Here is a 16,024-nt window from a genome sequence, read left to right as displayed (position 1 = left end):
ATGTCTGAACTACATGCTCATCGCAATGCCTTGCCTGCCGGTTTTCAACTGGAGAAATATCATATTGATTCCATACTGGGGCATGGAGGGTTTGGCATCACTTATCTGGCTCGGGATAACAGTCTGGAGCGCTGGGTTGCGATTAAAGAATATCTGCCTAATGATACTGCCGTGCGCGAAGGTGTGAGTACGGTTTACCCCAAATCAACACTGGATGAAACCAGCTTTCGCTGGGGCATGGAGCGTTTTATTCAGGAGGCGCAAACTCTGGCAAAATTGCATCACCCCAATGTGGTGCAGGTATTGGATTTTTTTGAGGCGCATCATACCGCTTATATGGTGATGGAATATCATGAAGGCGAAACCCTGTCTGAGCGCTTAAAACAGGGTACACTGGATGAACAGGCCTTGCTGGACATCATTCTGCCACTGATGGATGGACTGGAAACGGTGCATCGCGCAGGATTTTTACACCGTGATATTAAGCCGGGTAATATTCTGCTGCGTAAAGATGGTCATCCTGTGTTACTCGATTTTGGTGCGGCACGTTTTGCGTTGGGGCAGCGCAGTACCACCCTGACCAGTATCGTAACGCCTGGTTATGCACCATTTGAACAATATGATGATAAGAGTGAACAAGGTGCGTGGACGGATATTTATGCGCTGGGTGCGGTGATGTATCATGCTGTCACGGGTGCGCCACCGCGAGAAGTGGTGGGACGCCTGAAGCAAGATGACATGCCGCGTGCCGTTGAGGTGGGCGCAAAACACTATAATAAATCGCTGTTGCAGGCCATAGACTGGGCCTTGGCGCTGGATGAGGAAGCGCGTCCACAAACTATTCAACAATGGCAGGAAATGATAACTGCGCCGCCATTGTCTGGTTTATCCACAAAATCTGCCCATGCCAAAGCCACTCGTGCTGAAGCAGATCGTTGGTATCATTATTTTTTATGGATATTGGTTACTTTGGTATTGGGTATTCCAGGTATTTATCTGCTGTATCAGGAAGCCCAACACCCCGGCACTATTCGTCATTTAGCGGGATTTGAGCATCCACAGTCCCAGTTGCAAATCACCCAAGCCGATTTGAGTACATTAATTGGCAGATATTTTGCTGGTTATGAGCAAGGTGATGTCGATATGTTGATGCCACTTTATGGCAATCGCGTGGACTATTATCGTTTTGGTCTGGTCGGCAAAGCGATTATTGAAGAAGATAAAACGGCTTATTTCAAGAATTGGCGCAGTGTTACTTATCAATTAATCAGCCCACCAGAACTGGTTGATACGGATAAGGTCAATGAAAAACGGGTTTTTTTACATGTGACCTTTAGTGCAAAAAAAGTGGGTAAAACCAGTCGTGGTAAAGCGGAACAGGAATGGTTGTTACGCAAAGACGCAGACGGGCTGAAAATCATTAAAGAAAGACAAACCGTTTATAAACGCAAACACCAGAACAAAGATGAATAAACCAGCAGAAATTTTTGTGAAAAAATACCAGGCTCCCCAGTTGTTTTGGTGTCGCTGGTTGCTTCCTTTATTTATTGCGCTGTTGCTGCTCAGTTTTACTATGTCCTGGCTGATGCAGTCACAAACCGGTAGATTACCAAGTCACGGGGGCTTAACCCGCAATGCCTACGCACAACCGGAACCTCAGCAGATATCCAGTCCTGGACAAAGCTTTTCTGCTTATTTCCCGGCAGACAGACTATCGCGTTGTTTGAATATGGAATTGGTGATTGCCATTGATGTTGGACATACACCTAAAGCATCTGGAGTCAAAAGTGCGCGGGGCATTTCTGAATATCAGTTTAATCTGCGTTTGGCAAAACGTTTATTAAAACGCTTGCACAAACAAGGTTTCCACCAGGCTTTTTTACTGACTGCCAACAATCCGGGCATGGGACTGCTGGAGCGGGCATTTCAGGCAAAACGCCAACATGCCGACTTATTACTGTCTATACACCACGATTCCGCACAACTCCAATACTTTTCACAATGGCAATATCGGGGGCGAACCCTGCCTTACAGCGACCACTTTAAAGGTCATTCCCTGTTTTTTTCTGGTAAAAATGCCAAGGCAGAACAAAGCCTGCACTTTGCGCGTTTATTAGGTGATGAGTTGCTCAGCCTGGAATTATCACCCACCCTGCATCATGCTGAAGCGATTAAGGGTGAAAACCGCCCATTAGTGGACAGAGAAAAAGGCATTTATCAATTTGATAATCTGATTTTATTAAAAAATGCAGAAATGCCTGCGGTATTGCTGGAAGCGGGGGTCATTGTCAATCGTGAAGAAGAAATGAAACTCAATCAGCCACAGTATCAATACCTGTTGATTGCCGCTGTTGAGCGTGCTTTATTACGTTTTGCGCATGTGCCTTGCCAATGAAAAGAGACCTTCCAGGTTTTAAAAACCTGGAAGGTCTCTTTTCATCGCTATCACCAGGCTTGCTCTGACTCATCAACTGTGGGGGATGATGTTGTAAACCGCTGTTGCTGTAATTGACGCTGCTGGGATTGCACGGCAAATTTACGCCGCAATAGACCGCCAGGATCATCTTTCACCTGCTTCAGCCATTGCTCCAGCGCAATTTGTTGTTCCTGTGCCTGACGTTGTTCGGGACTCAGCTCTGCTTGCATTGGCGAGGCTTGCGCCTGATTGTTTTCTGCTGTTTTCTGGGCTTGCTGCTGTGCATTGGCCTGAATATTTTCCTGTTGCTGTTCAGCCGCTTCGGTTGCTTCTTCCTGCCCCTGTTTCAGCGCTTCCCGCACTTGTTCTAGCGCTTCTTCCTGAGGTGTTTCTGCACCTGCTTGTCCAGCATTTTGTGGTGCTGCATTTTCCTGATTATCTGCTGTTTGTTGATTTTGGCGCGTAGCATTTTCATCCTGTTTATCTGAATCTTCCTGGCTTTGATTCTGGCTGGATGTAGCTTGCTCTTGCTGTTCTCCAGATTGTTCCGCTTGCGCTGACTGTTGATTTTCTGCGCCTTTTTGTTGTTCGTTTTGCTCTGCACCGGATTGTGATGATTCCTGCTGCTTATCCCCCTGTTGCTGCTGACCTTGCTGTCCATCCTGCGCCTGCTGGGAATCCTGGTTTTCCTGTGAGTTTTCTCCATCCTGCCTGGACTGTGAATTGTCCTGATTTTTTTGTTGTTGCAGTGCCTGTTTGACCTGTTCCAGGTTATCTTTTGCCTGAGAAAAATCCACTTGTTTTTCCAATGCCATCTGATAGGCCTCAATGGCTTGTTCTAACTTGCCCTGTTTAGCCAGGGCGTTGCCGCGATTATAATGTGCATCAGCCGTATCAACTTTGGCAAAGGCCTGTTCCGCTGCCTCATAATTTTCCGCGCGATAATTCGCCACGCCCTGCCATTGTGGGGATTTAAACAGACTGGCAGCCTGTTCCTCCTGCTCGGCCTGCAACGCTTTAGCACCGCGTTGGTCTGGTCGTTGCCAGAGGTCTGCCCATTCCAAAGCCAGCGCGTCATTAGTGGAGAATAATAAGCTGGCAGGCCACAATACCAATGTCACTGAAAGCAGCCAGCCACGGCGAAACCCCAAAGCAAGCAAAGGCAGCACTAATAATAATAACCAGGGGCCTTGTTCTTCCCATTGTGCGCCCTGGCTATCCAAAGCCGCTTCTCTTTCCTGTTGGCGACTGAACTGGTCTTTATCCAAGGTTTGATTTAAATGCTTCAAGTCCCGATTATCCGCAGTCATTTCCACATATAAACCATGACCATTAGCGGCAAGTGTCTGCAAAGCATTACGATTCAGTTTAGGCAAAACAATTGCACCTCGCTTATCCTTTAAAAATCCCCCTTTTGCCAGCGGTATCGGCGCACCTTGTCCCGTGCCTACTGCTAGCACTGACACCGGGTAGCCTGCACGCGCCAGTGCTGTTGCTTTATCCAGGGCAGCCGCATTGGGCATGGAATCGGTGATTAACAATAAACGTCCACGGTTTGCGCCGCCTTGTTTGAGCAAGTTCATGCCTGCTTCCAGCGCAAGTGTAAGTTTACCACCCTGCACCGGCATCAAGGCAGTTTCCAGCGCAGGTACTAAACTGGCAATGGTGCGGGTATCACCGGTTAAAGGCGATACTGTGTGTGCTTCACCGGCAAATACCAGCAAACCTGTTTGGCCTTCCTGACTTTGTGCCAGCAAATCCAGTAACTTAAAACGCGCCTGTGCCAAACGTGAGGGTTTAACATCCGTTGCGTCCATAGAATGGGATAGATCGAATAAAATCACCTGTGCCTGCTCGGTTTGAAACACCGGTTGCGGGCGTTTTGACCAGGTAGGGCCAGCCAGCGCAAGCAAGGACAAAATTCCAGCCAGCGCAATAATCAGCGCTGGCCAGATAGTCATTTTTTGTTGCTGGCCTTCCAGTAAATGTTCCAGCAAATGGCTGTCACATACCTGATTCCAGGCATTGTTGTAATTTTGCTTGCGCCAAAACCAGAGTAAAACTAAAAAAACAGGAATCAGCAGCAACCATAAAGGGCGTAAAAAATGAAAAAGTTCAGGCATCGTTTTATGTCAAAATGTAAGCATTCAATCTCCCGTAGGGATAACACCCCTTTGAAGGGGTGTTATCCCTTTAATCAACTAAGGGAAATGAATAATTAGATTAAAATGTGAAAAAGTATGATTTTATCACTAAATGGACAAACAATAGATTAAGGAAGCAGAAAATATGCGTATAGGGATACCCAAAGAAGTCAAAACGCTGGAAGCGCGGGTGGGTTTGATTGCTCCAGCCTGTTCGGCATTAGTGGCGCAAGGTCATGAAGTTTTTCTGGAAATGGGTGCAGGACTTGCCAGTGGTTATCCTGACACTGACTATATACGACAGGGTGTACAAATTGTACCTGATGCCCAAAGTCTTTATATGATTTCAGAGCTGATTGTTAAGGTCAAAGAGCCTCAGCCACAGGAATGGCCCTTGTTACGTGCTGAACAGCGTTTGTTCTGTTATCTGCATTTGGCGGCAGAACCCGACTTAAGCCGCGCTTTATGTGATATTGGTCTGACGGCAGTGGCTTTTGAAACCATCTCTGCCCAGGATGGCAGCCTGCCTTTGTTATTGCCTATGAGCCAGATTGCAGGCAAATTGGCGGTGCATCATGGCAGTTATTATTTGCAGGCGCAAAATGGTGGCAAGGGCTGTCTGCTGGGCGGTCTTGCCGGTACGCAGCGCAGTCGGGTAGTGGTGCTGGGCGCAGGTGCGGCGGGACAGGCTGCAAGCAGCTTAGCGGCAGCAATGGGCGCAGATGTGGTGGTTTTTGACAAACGTCAGGAGCGTTTGCAACAGACGCGAGACATTGCGCCGAATATCACCACGTTATATGCCTACCCGGATACCCTGGCGCAACAAATACAGCAAGCTGATTTGGTAATTGGCGCGGTGTTGGTCACTGGTGCGCGCGCGCCGCAATTACTGACGCGGGAGATGTTAAGCGTCATGGAAGCAGGCAGTGTGCTGGTAGATATTTCCGTGGATCAAGGGGGGTGTTTTGAAACCACCCGCCCCACCACTTACGCAGACCCGGTGTATCAGGAACAAGGCATCACTCATTTTGCCGTGACCAATATGCCGGGGGCAGTGCCGAAAACGGCATCACAGGCACTGTCTGCCGCTATCTTGCCAAGTTTATTACAATTAACCCAGGATGACTGGCAGCAAAACCCAATGTTAAAAACCGGGATTAATATTCATGCCGGACAGTGTGTGCATCCGGCTTTATTATCATTGACATAACCCATTTTACTACAGCCTCTGCTCTCGGACAGCCTCCTGGAAAAAATCTGGCGGCATGTCCTGAATTCTATTCAGATGTTCGCATCCTGTACAATTTTGTCCTAACATCAAACTAAGGAATCAGGATTTTACAACACCTGAAACTGGGTAAATATTTATAGACTTCAGGAGACTTATCATGATGTTCAGGATTCTTATAATTGTGCTGAGCATGTTGTTGGTAAGCAGCGTGACAGCAGGGGATTACGAGCAAAAACGCATGGATATGATAGAAGAAATTCAATCCATGAGTGGATTGACCGGGAATAAAACCGGACACAAACGTTTCAGCGATAAGGTAATGACAGCTCTGGCAAAAGTGAAACGTCATGAACTGGTGCCGGAAACTACGAGAGTCAATGCCTATGCCAATCGCCCACTACCGATTGGTCATGGTCAAACCATATCACAACCTTATATTGTGGCACTGATGACAGAACTGTTAGCGCCTGAAGCTGAGCACAAAATACTGGAAGTGGGTACCGGTTCCGGTTATCAGGCTGCGGTATTGGCTGAAATTGTCAGCCAGGTTTATAGTATTGAAATTATTGAGCCATTGGGCCAGCGCGCACAACAAGACTTACAGCGTCTGGGTTATCAGAATATTCAATTAAAAGTGGCTGATGGTTATTATGGCTGGAAAGAAGCTGGGCCGTTTGATGGCATTATCGTCACGGCGGTCGCCAGCCATATACCACCGCCTTTGATAAAACAGCTTAAACCGGGTGGACACATGGTGATTCCGGTGGGTGGGCGTTTTCAGGTACAGCAATTGATGCTGGTGGAAAAAGATAGTAACGGCAAAGTCAAAACCCGGCAGATTCTGCCGGTGCGTTTTGTGCCGTTAACTGGTGGTCATACAACGGCTGAGTGATGATGCGCTGATGAAAAAAACTGCGCCTCCATTATTGGCAATTGCGCTGCTCTCCGCCGCTGCTTTAGCTTACCAGGTCTTATTGCTGCGTTTGTTTGCCATTGTCCAATGGCAACATTTTGCTGCCATGATAATTAGTCTGGCTTTACTCGGTTATGCTGCCAGCGGTACGTTTTTAGTATTGAGCCGACGCTGGCTGGAAGGGCACTTTAATGTTTTATTCAGTGCTAATGCCATACTGTTCGGACTCAGTGCAACAGCGTGTTTTCTGCTGGTGCAGCAACTGCCGTTTAATCCGCCGCAACTGCTTTGGGATGCAGATCAGAGCCTGTATCTGGCATTGATGTATCTCTGTTTAGCCCTGCCTTTTTTCTTTGTCGCCAATGGCATAGGGCTGAGTTTTTACCGTTTTCGTAAAGCCAGCGGAAAAATTTACAGTGCCGATCTCGTGGGAGCTGGTATCGGTGCAATCGGGGTACTGGTTTTATTATTGCTTTTCCCACCTTTAAGTGTATTGGTTTATCTAAGCGTGTTGGCGATATTAATTGGCTTATTAAACCTTTGGCGCAATCTCTGGTTTGTCAGTATCACGCTTGTGCTGTTGACCGGAAGCGCTATTTTTTTACCTGCCCATCTGCATTTTCAGATTTCACCTTATAAAAGTCTCAGCCAGACGCTGCAAATCCGGGGCAGTAAACAATTACAGCAAGCCAGCAGCCCTCTGGGTCTGCTCAGCGTGGTTGCCAGTCCCCAAGTACCGTTTCGTTATGCGCCGGGTTTAAGCCTGAATGCCAGCCAGGAACCGCCGCCACAATTGGGTATTTTTAATGATGGCGAAGGTCCGATCATTCTTACGCAGTACCAGGGAAAACCAGAAACCCTGGCTTACCTGGATTATTTAACTTCAGCCCTGCCATATCATCTGCGTCAGCAGCCAAAAGTGCTGATATTAGGCGCGGGAGGCGGGCATGATGTATTACAGGCGGTGTATCATCAAGCCAGCGCCATTGACGCGGTAGAAGCTAATCCACAACTGATACAACTGGTTAAAGATGATTATGGTGATTTTACCGGGCAGCTTTATCAGCGTCCTGAAGTGCAATTATATCTGAGTAGTGGGCGTAATTTTATTCAAGCAACGCAGGCGCATTATGATGTGATTCAACTGGCGCTGGTTGATGATTTTGGGGTTGCCAATGCCGGTCTTTCAGCGTTGAATGAAAATTATCTTTATACCCAGGAAGCCTTGGCACAATTACTCACACGCTTGAAACCCGATGCTTTATTGAGCATTACCCGCTGGCTGAAATTGCCACCCCGCGATGCTCTAAAGCTGTTTGCAACAGCGGTTATGGCATTACAACAACAAGGCCAGCAAGCTGATTTACAACTGCTGTTGATTCGTGGCTGGCATACCACAACCCTGCTGATTAAAAACGGTCTGTTTACATCACAAGACATTCAGACTGTCAAAGACTTCTGTGCTGAGCGCTCGTTTGATATTGCCTATTACCCCGGTATTTCTGTACAGGAAACTAACCAGTACAATATGTTGCAGCAGCCTTATTTTTATCAAGGCGCTATGGCCTTATTAAGTCCGCAAGCCAGACAATGGCAACAGGCTTATAAATATGCAATTACGCCAGCAAGCGATAATCAGCCTTATTTTTTTAATTTTTTCAAATGGCGTCTACTGCCGGAATTAATCAGCCAACGTGGGCAAGGTGGCTTAGGTTTATTGGAATGGGGTTATCCCCTGCTGATAATTACTTTAATGCAGGCAGTGCTTGCCAGTCTGGTTTTTATCATTTTGCCACTGTTGTTAAGTCGCCGTCATCAATGTACCTCGACAGGCGGTAAATGGCCGCTGTTGCTGTACTTTTTTATCCTGGGACTGGCTTTTTTATTCATCGAAATGGCCTTTATCCAGAAATTCAGCCTGTTTCTAGCTCATCCCTTGTATGCCGCCGCACTGGTGTTAAGCAGCTTTTTATTCTTTGCAGGCTTAGGCAGTCGCTGGGCCTCAGCTTGGCAACTGCGTGGAAGCCAGCCCGTGCGCTGGGCAATTGCCGGTATTTTATTATGTGCGCTGCTTGAGCTGTTATTATTTCCACAATTATTACCCTGGCTGGCAAGTCTGCCCAATGGGTTGAAACTCCCCCTGGCTATTGCCTTAATTGCCCCCTTGGGATTTTTTATGGGTTGGCCTTTTCCTTTGGGTTTAGCGGCTATCGCCCAATACCAGCCCGGTTACGTGCCCTGGGCCTGGGCGGTTAATGGCTGCGCTTCGGTCATCAGCAGCCTGCTTGCCAGTCTACTGGCGCTGCATTTTGGTTTTCAGTTTGTTATTCTTGCCGCGCTGGGTTTATATCTAGTGGCAGCGTGGCTGTTTCCTTTGTTATCCTATGGCGCAAAATAAAACCAAGGAATCTATATTTTATGATATATCACAATCAACCCTATGCTACTTTACGCGCCGCTTTACAAAATCAGGTGGTAGCTGACCTGAAAAAACTGGCTACTTTTGTTGCAAACGGTAAAAAAGTACCGGGACGCAAAGCTGAACTGGTGGATTTTGTTACTGAGCAAACCTTGCAACAGTTAAATACGATCTGGTCACAACTCAATGATATCAGTCAAGCGGCTGTGGCAGAGATGTTATATAACTTTAATCCTATTTTTGATAATACGTGTTTTGTTGCAAAATACGGTCAACGTCCCACGGAAAAACAACTGAGTTTGTTATTTTTCAACGCAGCAATTCCAGGTGATATTGCTTACAAGCTCAAAGCTTTTGTACCGCAACCTGCGGAATCAGAATTAAAAACCAGTGATGAAGAACTGCCCGAATCCTGGGAAATCGACACCTACTATTGGGAAGACGGCAAACGTGTGGAGGAAAAAGAGCAGGTCACGTTGTTGCAAAATCACAGTGAAACTCTGGCTATTCAAGAATTACACACCCTGTTGCGCCTGATTGATGAAGGTAAAATTGCAGTCAGCGATAAAACCCTGCAAGCATCAACGGCGACCATGAGGAAAATTACTGCAAGCCTGCCCCGCAAGGATTTTTATCCTGATCCCGAAGCATTAGATGGATTTGATAACAGCATTGGTTTTATTAAAGCCTTTGCATGGCCGCTGTTATTGCAGGTGGGTGGACTGGCAGAATGCAGTGGTAAAAAACTGCAACTGAGCACTGCTGGACAAAAAGCCTTAGGTGATGCGCCGGAGAAAACTTTTAGCAAATTGTGGAAAAATTGGCTGAAATATACCGGCTTCGATGAGTTTCGCCGCATTGATGAGATTAAAGGTCAGACGGGCAAAGCAAAACGTAGTTTCACTGCGCTCGCAGGGCGTCGCAAGGTTATTGTTGAGGCATTGAGTCAATTACCATCCGATCAGTGGGTAGAGGTGACAGAGTTTTTTCGGCAGATGCATGCAACAGGCAGAAACTTTGAAGTGACGCGCACCCCCTGGGCGTTATATATCACCAATGCCAATTATGGTTATATTAATGAAGGAGAGGATTGGAATATTTTAGAGGGACGCTATGCACGCTGTTTTTTATTTGAATATGTTGCAACACTAGGCTTACTGGATGTAGCTTATATTGAGCCGGAATATGCAGCAGCGGATTATTCAGATCTGTGGGGAGTGGATGATTTAAGTTTTCTCAGTCGCTATGATGGTTTGATGTTTATACGTCTGACGCCGCTGGGCGAATATTGCCTGGGTCTTAGCAAGACTTATACACCGGGCGAAGCTGCGCAGCAGGCGTTAAATCGGTTAAGCACTTTCAAGAAGCGTGCTGGGAAATTAACGGATAAAGGTGCCATGCGCTTGTTCGAATGCAGTACGCCGCATATGGCAGCCAGCATTATGGCAGAGAAAAAGCTGGCGAAATGGTGCACTCTGATCGATAAACGCGGTTTGCTGGTTGCAGAAAAAAATGTGGCACAATTTCGCAAGGTATTACTTGAATTGGGTTATAAACTAAATTCGGCGTAAGCTTCATTCATTGTTCCGGGAAAGCCTTGAGAGCATTCCCGGAACAACTATGACATCGCCTAAATTCAGCCAACTTACGGGTTAAAACAAATACCGTCCCAGTGCTGCAACGCTGATAGTCAGCAGGCCCAAAATGGTATTCCAACCCACTGCCATACGAATTTTTGCCAGGGCCTGCGCCCCAGTGGGCCAGTCTTTCGCTGTAACAGCCGCTTTCAGTTTCTGGTAAGGGCTAAAAAATACATAAAGATAAATCAATGTCATCACCAGACCTAAGGTGAACATGATATGAATGGAGATTTTAGCCTGAAACCCGCCATGTTGCGCAAACATCATCCACAAGCCGGTGATTAAAATAAAAATCACGGCAAGCCATACCAGGAAAAAGAACTTTCTGAAAATATTAATCCACAGCGTCAGGCGCAGAGGAGGTTCTAGCAGTTCCACGGCAACCGGACGCAGTATCTGATGGGCGAAAATCATCCCCCCCACCCAGACAACCACAGAAACTAAATGAAGTAACAAAGCCAATGCAAATAACATATTGATACCTTAAATCTAATACGTACTATCAAAAACTTAGCGTAAGGTGAAAGCGGTTTTCAGCGCCATAAGCGCTGAAAGAAGCTTACACCGAACTCAGGCTATTTTTAATCCGTTGTTTCTTTCTGCTGCTTGCTGGGTGCAGGTTTTGCCGCAGACTCCGCAACAACAACGGGCAGATTAGCCTTATTTTCTGGCTTATCCTGTTTATTGCTGTCGGTTTTATTAGTATCCGTTTTATTTGCTTGTGGATTGCTGCGTGGTTTATTGCTGCGCCGTCCACCCCGCCGTGTGCGTCTAACGCCACTGCCGCGATTATTTTCCTGGCGCTCATTCGTTTCATCTTTAGTCCCGGTTTTAGGCTGCGTTTGACGTGTTGCCGTATTGTCTTTATTAGTGCCACCGCCCGTATCCCGGCTATCCTTATTATCTCTGGGTGTTTCCCTATTGTCCTTATTGCGTTGCTGCGTGGCATTGCGATTGCGCTGGTTGCGATTTTTATTACCGCCGCCACCTTTGCGCCGTTGCCCTGAATTTTTCTGGTTTTTGTTCTGTGTATTTCTTTTGTTGGTGGGTTTTATTTCTTTTTTCGGTGGCGCAAACAATTTTATCCACAAGGCTTTTAACCAACTCATTGGACTATTGCCAGCCACAATTGGCGCGACATCCGGCATAATACCTTTTACCGCTGGTTCCTCAGGTTTATTCTGATTTTTTGTGGTTTGGGTTTCCACAACCATTTCCGGCTTTTCAACCTGTTTATAGCTGCTTTCCTGGTCTTTCTGCTCATCACGCCGCACCCGGGTGATTTCATAATTCGGCGTATCCATGTGTGGGTTGGGAATCAAAACCACTTCAATACGCTGCCGGATTTCCAGATCAAAAATTGCCTGACGTTTTTCATTTAACAGAAAAGTACCCGTATCAACAGGGACTTGCACGATGACTTTGGCGGTTTTGCCTTTCATCGCTTCTTCTTCGATCAAGCGTAAAATAGAAAGACCCAAAGACTCCACGCCACGAATGGTGCCTTGCCCACTGCAACGCGGGCAGGTAATCTGGCTGGATTCACCCAACGAAGGCCGCAGACGCTGGCGTGACATTTCCAGCAAGCCAAAGCGGGAAATGCGCCCAACTTGCACCCGCGCCCTGTCCATTTTCAACATCTCTTTCATGCGCGCTTCAACTTCACGTTGATTACGATGACTGAGCATGTCAATAAAATCGATAACAATCAAACCGCCCAGGTCGCGCAGGCGTAGTTGCCTTGCAATCTCATCCACCGCTTCCAGATTGGTACTGAGCGCGGTTTCTTCAATGTCCCCGCCTTTGGTTGAGCGTGCTGAGTTAATATCAATGGATAACAGCGCTTCAGTATGGTCAATCACCAATGCACCACCAGAGGGCAGGCGCACTTCCCGCTGAAAAGCGGTTTCAATCTGATTTTCTATCTGATAGCGGCTGAACAGCGGCACCTTATCCTGATAATGCTTCAAGCGCTCCAAGAAGTGCGGCATGACATGGGTCATGAAATCCACTGCTTCCTGATACACGTTTTGATCATCAATCAGGATTTCATTAATGTCATCACGCAAATAATCACGAATGGCGCGAATGATCAGATTGCTTTCCTGATGGATTAAAAAGGGTGCTTTGCGGGTTTGACCAGAATTTTGAATCGCTTCCCACAAACGTAGCAGGTAATTTAAGTCCCAGGCCAGTTCTTCGCCGGTTTTACCCACGCCTGCGGTACGCAGAATCACACCCATGCCCTCGGGAATATCCAGCGTTCCCATTGCTTCCCGTGCTTCTGAGCGCTCATCGCCTTCAATGCGTCGGGAAACACCACCTGCGCGGGGGTTATTAGGCATTAACACCAGATAACGCCCTGCCAGACTGATATAAGTGGTCAGCGCAGCGCCTTTATTGCCACGTTCCTCCTTATCAATCTGAACAATAACTTCCTGACCTTCGCGTAACACGTCACGGATTTGAGGCCGTGCATTACCACTGGGGACTTTAGCTTCTTCCTCACCACTTTCCGGTGGTTCTGTGTTGTTTGAGCCATAATAGGTATTCGGCGCAATATCTTTCATTGGCAGGAAGCCGTGGCGTTGCGCGCCATAGTCTACAAAAGCCGCTTCCAGGCTCGGTTCAATACGCGTTACGATACCCTTGTAGATATTTGATTTGGTTTGTCGTCTGGCGTGCGTTTCGATATCAAAATTATATAAACGCTGACCATCAACCATCGCCACTCGCAATTCTTCCTGCTGCGTCGCGTTAATTAGAATTCTTTTCATCTGTTTAATTTATTCCTGTATTGCATAGGCTCAACCACACAATGCATAGGCGCTAGGCCCAGTATGGGAGCATAAAAATTTGAAGCATAAATGCCAGGCACAGGAAATTTATAAGGGAAGGATAGTGACAAAAGAAAAAGACGCAAAATTATATGAAAATTTGCATAGAAATTCATTTGTTTAAGCAACTGAAATGCGCTTTTGTAAAATCTTATTTGATATTTTTTTAACCTGATTCAGGTATCTTTAACCATAAATCCAGGTATAAAATTCTCGATCCTTATATGTCCTGTTGTCAGGCACATCCATTGCCATTCACACCAAGATGCTGATAAAATTTTTTGTTCGTTTTATCTCATAGCACCCATCACTCAGACATTCGATAATGCGAGAAAAAACCGCTGATTGATAAGGAAAATAAATTTTTCTGGTCATATTTTCCCTGTGTTTTACCACTCAATCAAGTTCATGCTGCTTATTACAAGCTATTGAATCCGAATACTTATTTCGTGCTTTATCAGCGCTTTGTCGTGAAATAAACGGATTGGCGGCAATTCTGAGAATGTAGAAGCCGTAGCATGTGCGGTAAATCTTTTTAATCGTTGCTGAAGACCTGTGAATGAGTGCCTTTTATCATGCCGGATGCGTTTTTTACAGGCATCGCCAGGTCATGCAAAATCCAGGCAGGATGACACAGGTCTGTGGATAGCATCGTCAATATAACAGTGTTATCTCATTACAGCAAATCATTTTCCTTTTATTTTATGCGCTATCGCGCACTGTTTTGGTGCGCACAGAGATTTGATGCATCAATATGGTGCGCATCATTCTAAAGAAAATTAAATAAAAAAATAATAAACTTTATTTTCAATGGGTTATTTGTATTAAAAAAGTGGCATTGTTTCTGCTTTTGGCAATCAGGAATAAAGTAAAGATGCTCAATTGATACCCTATAGAGAATCTGTTACTGTGATGCGGTTTTGCGTGTATAACGCGTATTTTCTATTATTACTCAGGAGAATGATGAATGTCTGCAAATGATGTACTGAATATGATTAAAGAGCAAAATGTGAAATTTGTGGATTTCCGTTTTGCAGATACCATTGGTAAAGAACAGCATGTTACTGTGCCTGCGCATATGGTTGACGAAGATCTGTTTGAAGAAGGCAAAATGTTTGACGGCTCTTCTATCGCCGGTTGGAAAGGTATTAACGAATCCGACATGATCATGATGCCCGATCCCAGCACTGCGGTGATTGATCCTTTTGCTGAAGAAGTCACCATGAATCTGCGTTGTGACATTATCGAACCTTCTGACATGCAAGGTTATGAGCGTGACCCACGCTCTCTGGCAAAACGCGCTGAAGCTTACCTGAAGTCCACCGGTATCGCAGATACCGCATACTTCGGCCCTGAAAATGAATTTTTCCTGTTTGATGACGTGCGTTGGGGCGCAGACATGAGCGGTAACTTCTGCAAAGTCGATTCTGACGAAGCGGAATGGAACTCTGAAAAAGTGTATGCTGACGGCAATATTGGTCACCGTCCTGGCACTAAAGGTGGTTATTTCCCCGTACCACCAGTTGATTCCCTGCACGACATCCGCTCTGCCATGTGTCTGACCATGGAAGAAATGGGGCTGAAAACCGAAGTGCATCACCATGAAGTGGCTACTGCGGGCCAGTGTGAAATCGGTGTAGATTTTAACACCTTAACCGAGAAAGCCGATGAAGTCTTATTGCTGAAATACGTGATCATGAACATTGCTCACGGCTATGGCAAAACTGCAACCTTTATGCCTAAACCTTTAGTGGGTGATAACGGTAACGGTATGCATGTGCATCAGTCTCTGTCTAAAGATGGTGAAAATCTGTTTGCTGGTGATCAGTATGGTGGCTTGTCTGAAACTGCACTGTATTACATTGGCGGCCTGATTAAACATGCGCGTGCTATCAACGCCTTTGCTAATGCTTCCACCAACAGTTACAAACGTCTGGTACCTGGTTTTGAAGCCCCTGTGATGCTGGCTTATTCTGCGCGTAACCGCTCCGCTTCGGTACGTATTCCTTTTGTCACCAGCCCGAAAGCACGTCGTATTGAAATCCGTTTCCCGGATTCCACCGCAAATCCTTATCTGGCATTTGCTGCCATGCTGATGGCGGGTATTGATGGCATTCAGAACAAGATCCATCCTGGTGAAGCTTTGGATAAAGATTTATACGATCTGCCTCCAGAAGAAGGCAAAGCGATTCCAACCGTTGCCAGTTCTTTAGAGCAAGCGCTGGAAGCGTTAGATGCTGATCGTGAATTCCTGACTGCGGGTGGTGTGTTCACCAATGACGTGATTGACGCTTATATTGACCTGAAAATGGAAGAAGTCACCCGTCTGCGTATGACCACGCATCCGGTTGAGTTTGATATGTACTATAGCTTGTAATAAAAAAATCATCCCTGTCAGGGGATGATTTTTTTAGTGGCTTATAA

General features: G+C 46.3%; 10 protein-coding genes. 7 read left to right on the top strand and 3 right to left on the bottom strand.

Annotated features, from left to right (window positions below; all coding sequences use genetic code 11):
* Together QUF61_RS12330 and QUF61_RS12325 are read left to right on the top strand one after the other, a co-directional pair.
* Positions 1-1,473, top strand: coding sequence for a serine/threonine protein kinase (locus tag QUF61_RS12330; protein ID WP_289681945.1), 1,473 nt, complete (start codon positions 1-3; stop codon positions 1,471-1,473).
* A complete protein-coding gene (locus QUF61_RS12325; protein ID WP_289681943.1) occupies positions 1,466-2,395 on the top strand; it encodes an N-acetylmuramoyl-L-alanine amidase family protein in 930 nt (309 codons plus the stop codon). The genes QUF61_RS12330 and QUF61_RS12325 overlap by 8 nt, the downstream gene beginning before the upstream one ends.
* A gap of 50 nt (positions 2,396-2,445) precedes the next feature.
* Here the strand turns inward: QUF61_RS12325 and QUF61_RS12320 are convergent, their stop codons facing one another.
* Positions 2,446-4,539 (bottom strand): VWA domain-containing protein, encoded by a 2,094-nt coding sequence (locus QUF61_RS12320; protein WP_289681941.1) that lies wholly within the window; start codon positions 4,537-4,539, stop codon positions 2,446-2,448.
* A 166-nt stretch (positions 4,540-4,705) separates the two neighbouring features.
* Between QUF61_RS12320 and ald the strand changes: the two genes are divergently transcribed.
* From ald to QUF61_RS12300, 4 genes are all read left to right on the top strand, one after another.
* Entirely contained in the window at positions 4,706-5,770 is a 1,065-nt protein-coding gene (gene ald / locus QUF61_RS12315) for an alanine dehydrogenase (protein WP_103920241.1), read from the top strand.
* Positions 5,771-5,948: 178 nt separating this feature from the next.
* Entirely contained in the window at positions 5,949-6,683 is a 735-nt protein-coding gene (locus tag QUF61_RS12310) for a protein-L-isoaspartate(D-aspartate) O-methyltransferase (protein ID WP_286019359.1), read from the top strand.
* A gap of 10 nt (positions 6,684-6,693) precedes the next feature.
* Positions 6,694-9,102: a spermine/spermidine synthase domain-containing protein gene (locus tag QUF61_RS12305; protein WP_289681940.1), complete on the top strand. Its 2,409-nt coding sequence runs from the start codon at positions 6,694-6,696 to the stop codon at positions 9,100-9,102.
* A gap of 20 nt (positions 9,103-9,122) precedes the next feature.
* The gene (locus tag QUF61_RS12300) at positions 9,123-10,694 is read left to right on the top strand and encodes a hypothetical protein (protein WP_289681939.1); all 1,572 of its coding nucleotides are present in this window, start codon (positions 9,123-9,125) and stop codon (positions 10,692-10,694) included.
* Between the two features lie 81 nt (positions 10,695-10,775).
* On the opposite strand, the gene QUF61_RS12295 is transcribed toward QUF61_RS12300, so the two are convergent.
* Both QUF61_RS12295 and QUF61_RS12290 read right to left on the bottom strand, forming a co-directional pair.
* Positions 10,776-11,237: a CopD family protein gene (locus tag QUF61_RS12295; protein WP_103920239.1), complete on the bottom strand. Its 462-nt coding sequence runs from the start codon at positions 11,235-11,237 to the stop codon at positions 10,776-10,778.
* A gap of 107 nt (positions 11,238-11,344) precedes the next feature.
* Positions 11,345-13,540, bottom strand: a complete 2,196-nt coding sequence (locus tag QUF61_RS12290; RefSeq protein WP_103920238.1) for an Rne/Rng family ribonuclease — start codon at positions 13,538-13,540, stop codon at positions 11,345-11,347.
* A 1,027-nt stretch (positions 13,541-14,567) separates the two neighbouring features.
* Between QUF61_RS12290 and glnA the strand changes: the two genes are divergently transcribed.
* The gene (glnA, locus tag QUF61_RS12285; protein ID WP_103920237.1) at positions 14,568-15,977 is read left to right on the top strand and encodes a glutamate--ammonia ligase; all 1,410 of its coding nucleotides are present in this window, start codon (positions 14,568-14,570) and stop codon (positions 15,975-15,977) included.
* Positions 15,978-16,024: the final 47 nt, after the last annotated feature.

It is taken from the genome of Candidatus Venteria ishoeyi, from assembly GCF_030378065.1.
In the GTDB taxonomy this organism is placed as follows: domain Bacteria; phylum Pseudomonadota; class Gammaproteobacteria; order Beggiatoales; family Beggiatoaceae; genus Venteria; species Venteria ishoeyi.
The sequence above is the reverse complement of the archived record's forward strand: the minus strand, read 5'-3'. Positions and strand labels throughout refer to the sequence as shown.

What these genes read in the sequence shown, in the direction of transcription:
- QUF61_RS12295 (WP_103920239.1), bottom strand. Translation starts at nt 11,237, where the DNA reads ATGTTATTTGCATTGGCTTTGTTACTTCATTTAGTTTCTGTGGTTGTC.
- glnA (WP_103920237.1), top strand. Translation starts at nt 14,568, where the DNA reads ATGTCTGCAAATGATGTACTGAATATGATTAAAGAGCAAAATGTGAAA.
- QUF61_RS12310 (WP_286019359.1), top strand. Translation starts at nt 5,949, where the DNA reads ATGATGTTCAGGATTCTTATAATTGTGCTGAGCATGTTGTTGGTAAGC.
- QUF61_RS12300 (WP_289681939.1), top strand. Translation starts at nt 9,123, where the DNA reads ATGATATATCACAATCAACCCTATGCTACTTTACGCGCCGCTTTACAA.
- QUF61_RS12290 (WP_103920238.1), bottom strand. Translation starts at nt 13,540, where the DNA reads ATGAAAAGAATTCTAATTAACGCGACGCAGCAGGAAGAATTGCGAGTG.
- QUF61_RS12320 (WP_289681941.1), bottom strand. Translation starts at nt 4,539, where the DNA reads ATGCCTGAACTTTTTCATTTTTTACGCCCTTTATGGTTGCTGCTGATT.
- QUF61_RS12325 (WP_289681943.1), top strand. Translation starts at nt 1,466, where the DNA reads ATGAATAAACCAGCAGAAATTTTTGTGAAAAAATACCAGGCTCCCCAG.
- QUF61_RS12330 (WP_289681945.1), top strand. Translation starts at nt 1, where the DNA reads ATGTCTGAACTACATGCTCATCGCAATGCCTTGCCTGCCGGTTTTCAA.
- ald (WP_103920241.1), top strand. Translation starts at nt 4,706, where the DNA reads ATGCGTATAGGGATACCCAAAGAAGTCAAAACGCTGGAAGCGCGGGTG.
- QUF61_RS12305 (WP_289681940.1), top strand. Translation starts at nt 6,694, where the DNA reads ATGAAAAAAACTGCGCCTCCATTATTGGCAATTGCGCTGCTCTCCGCC.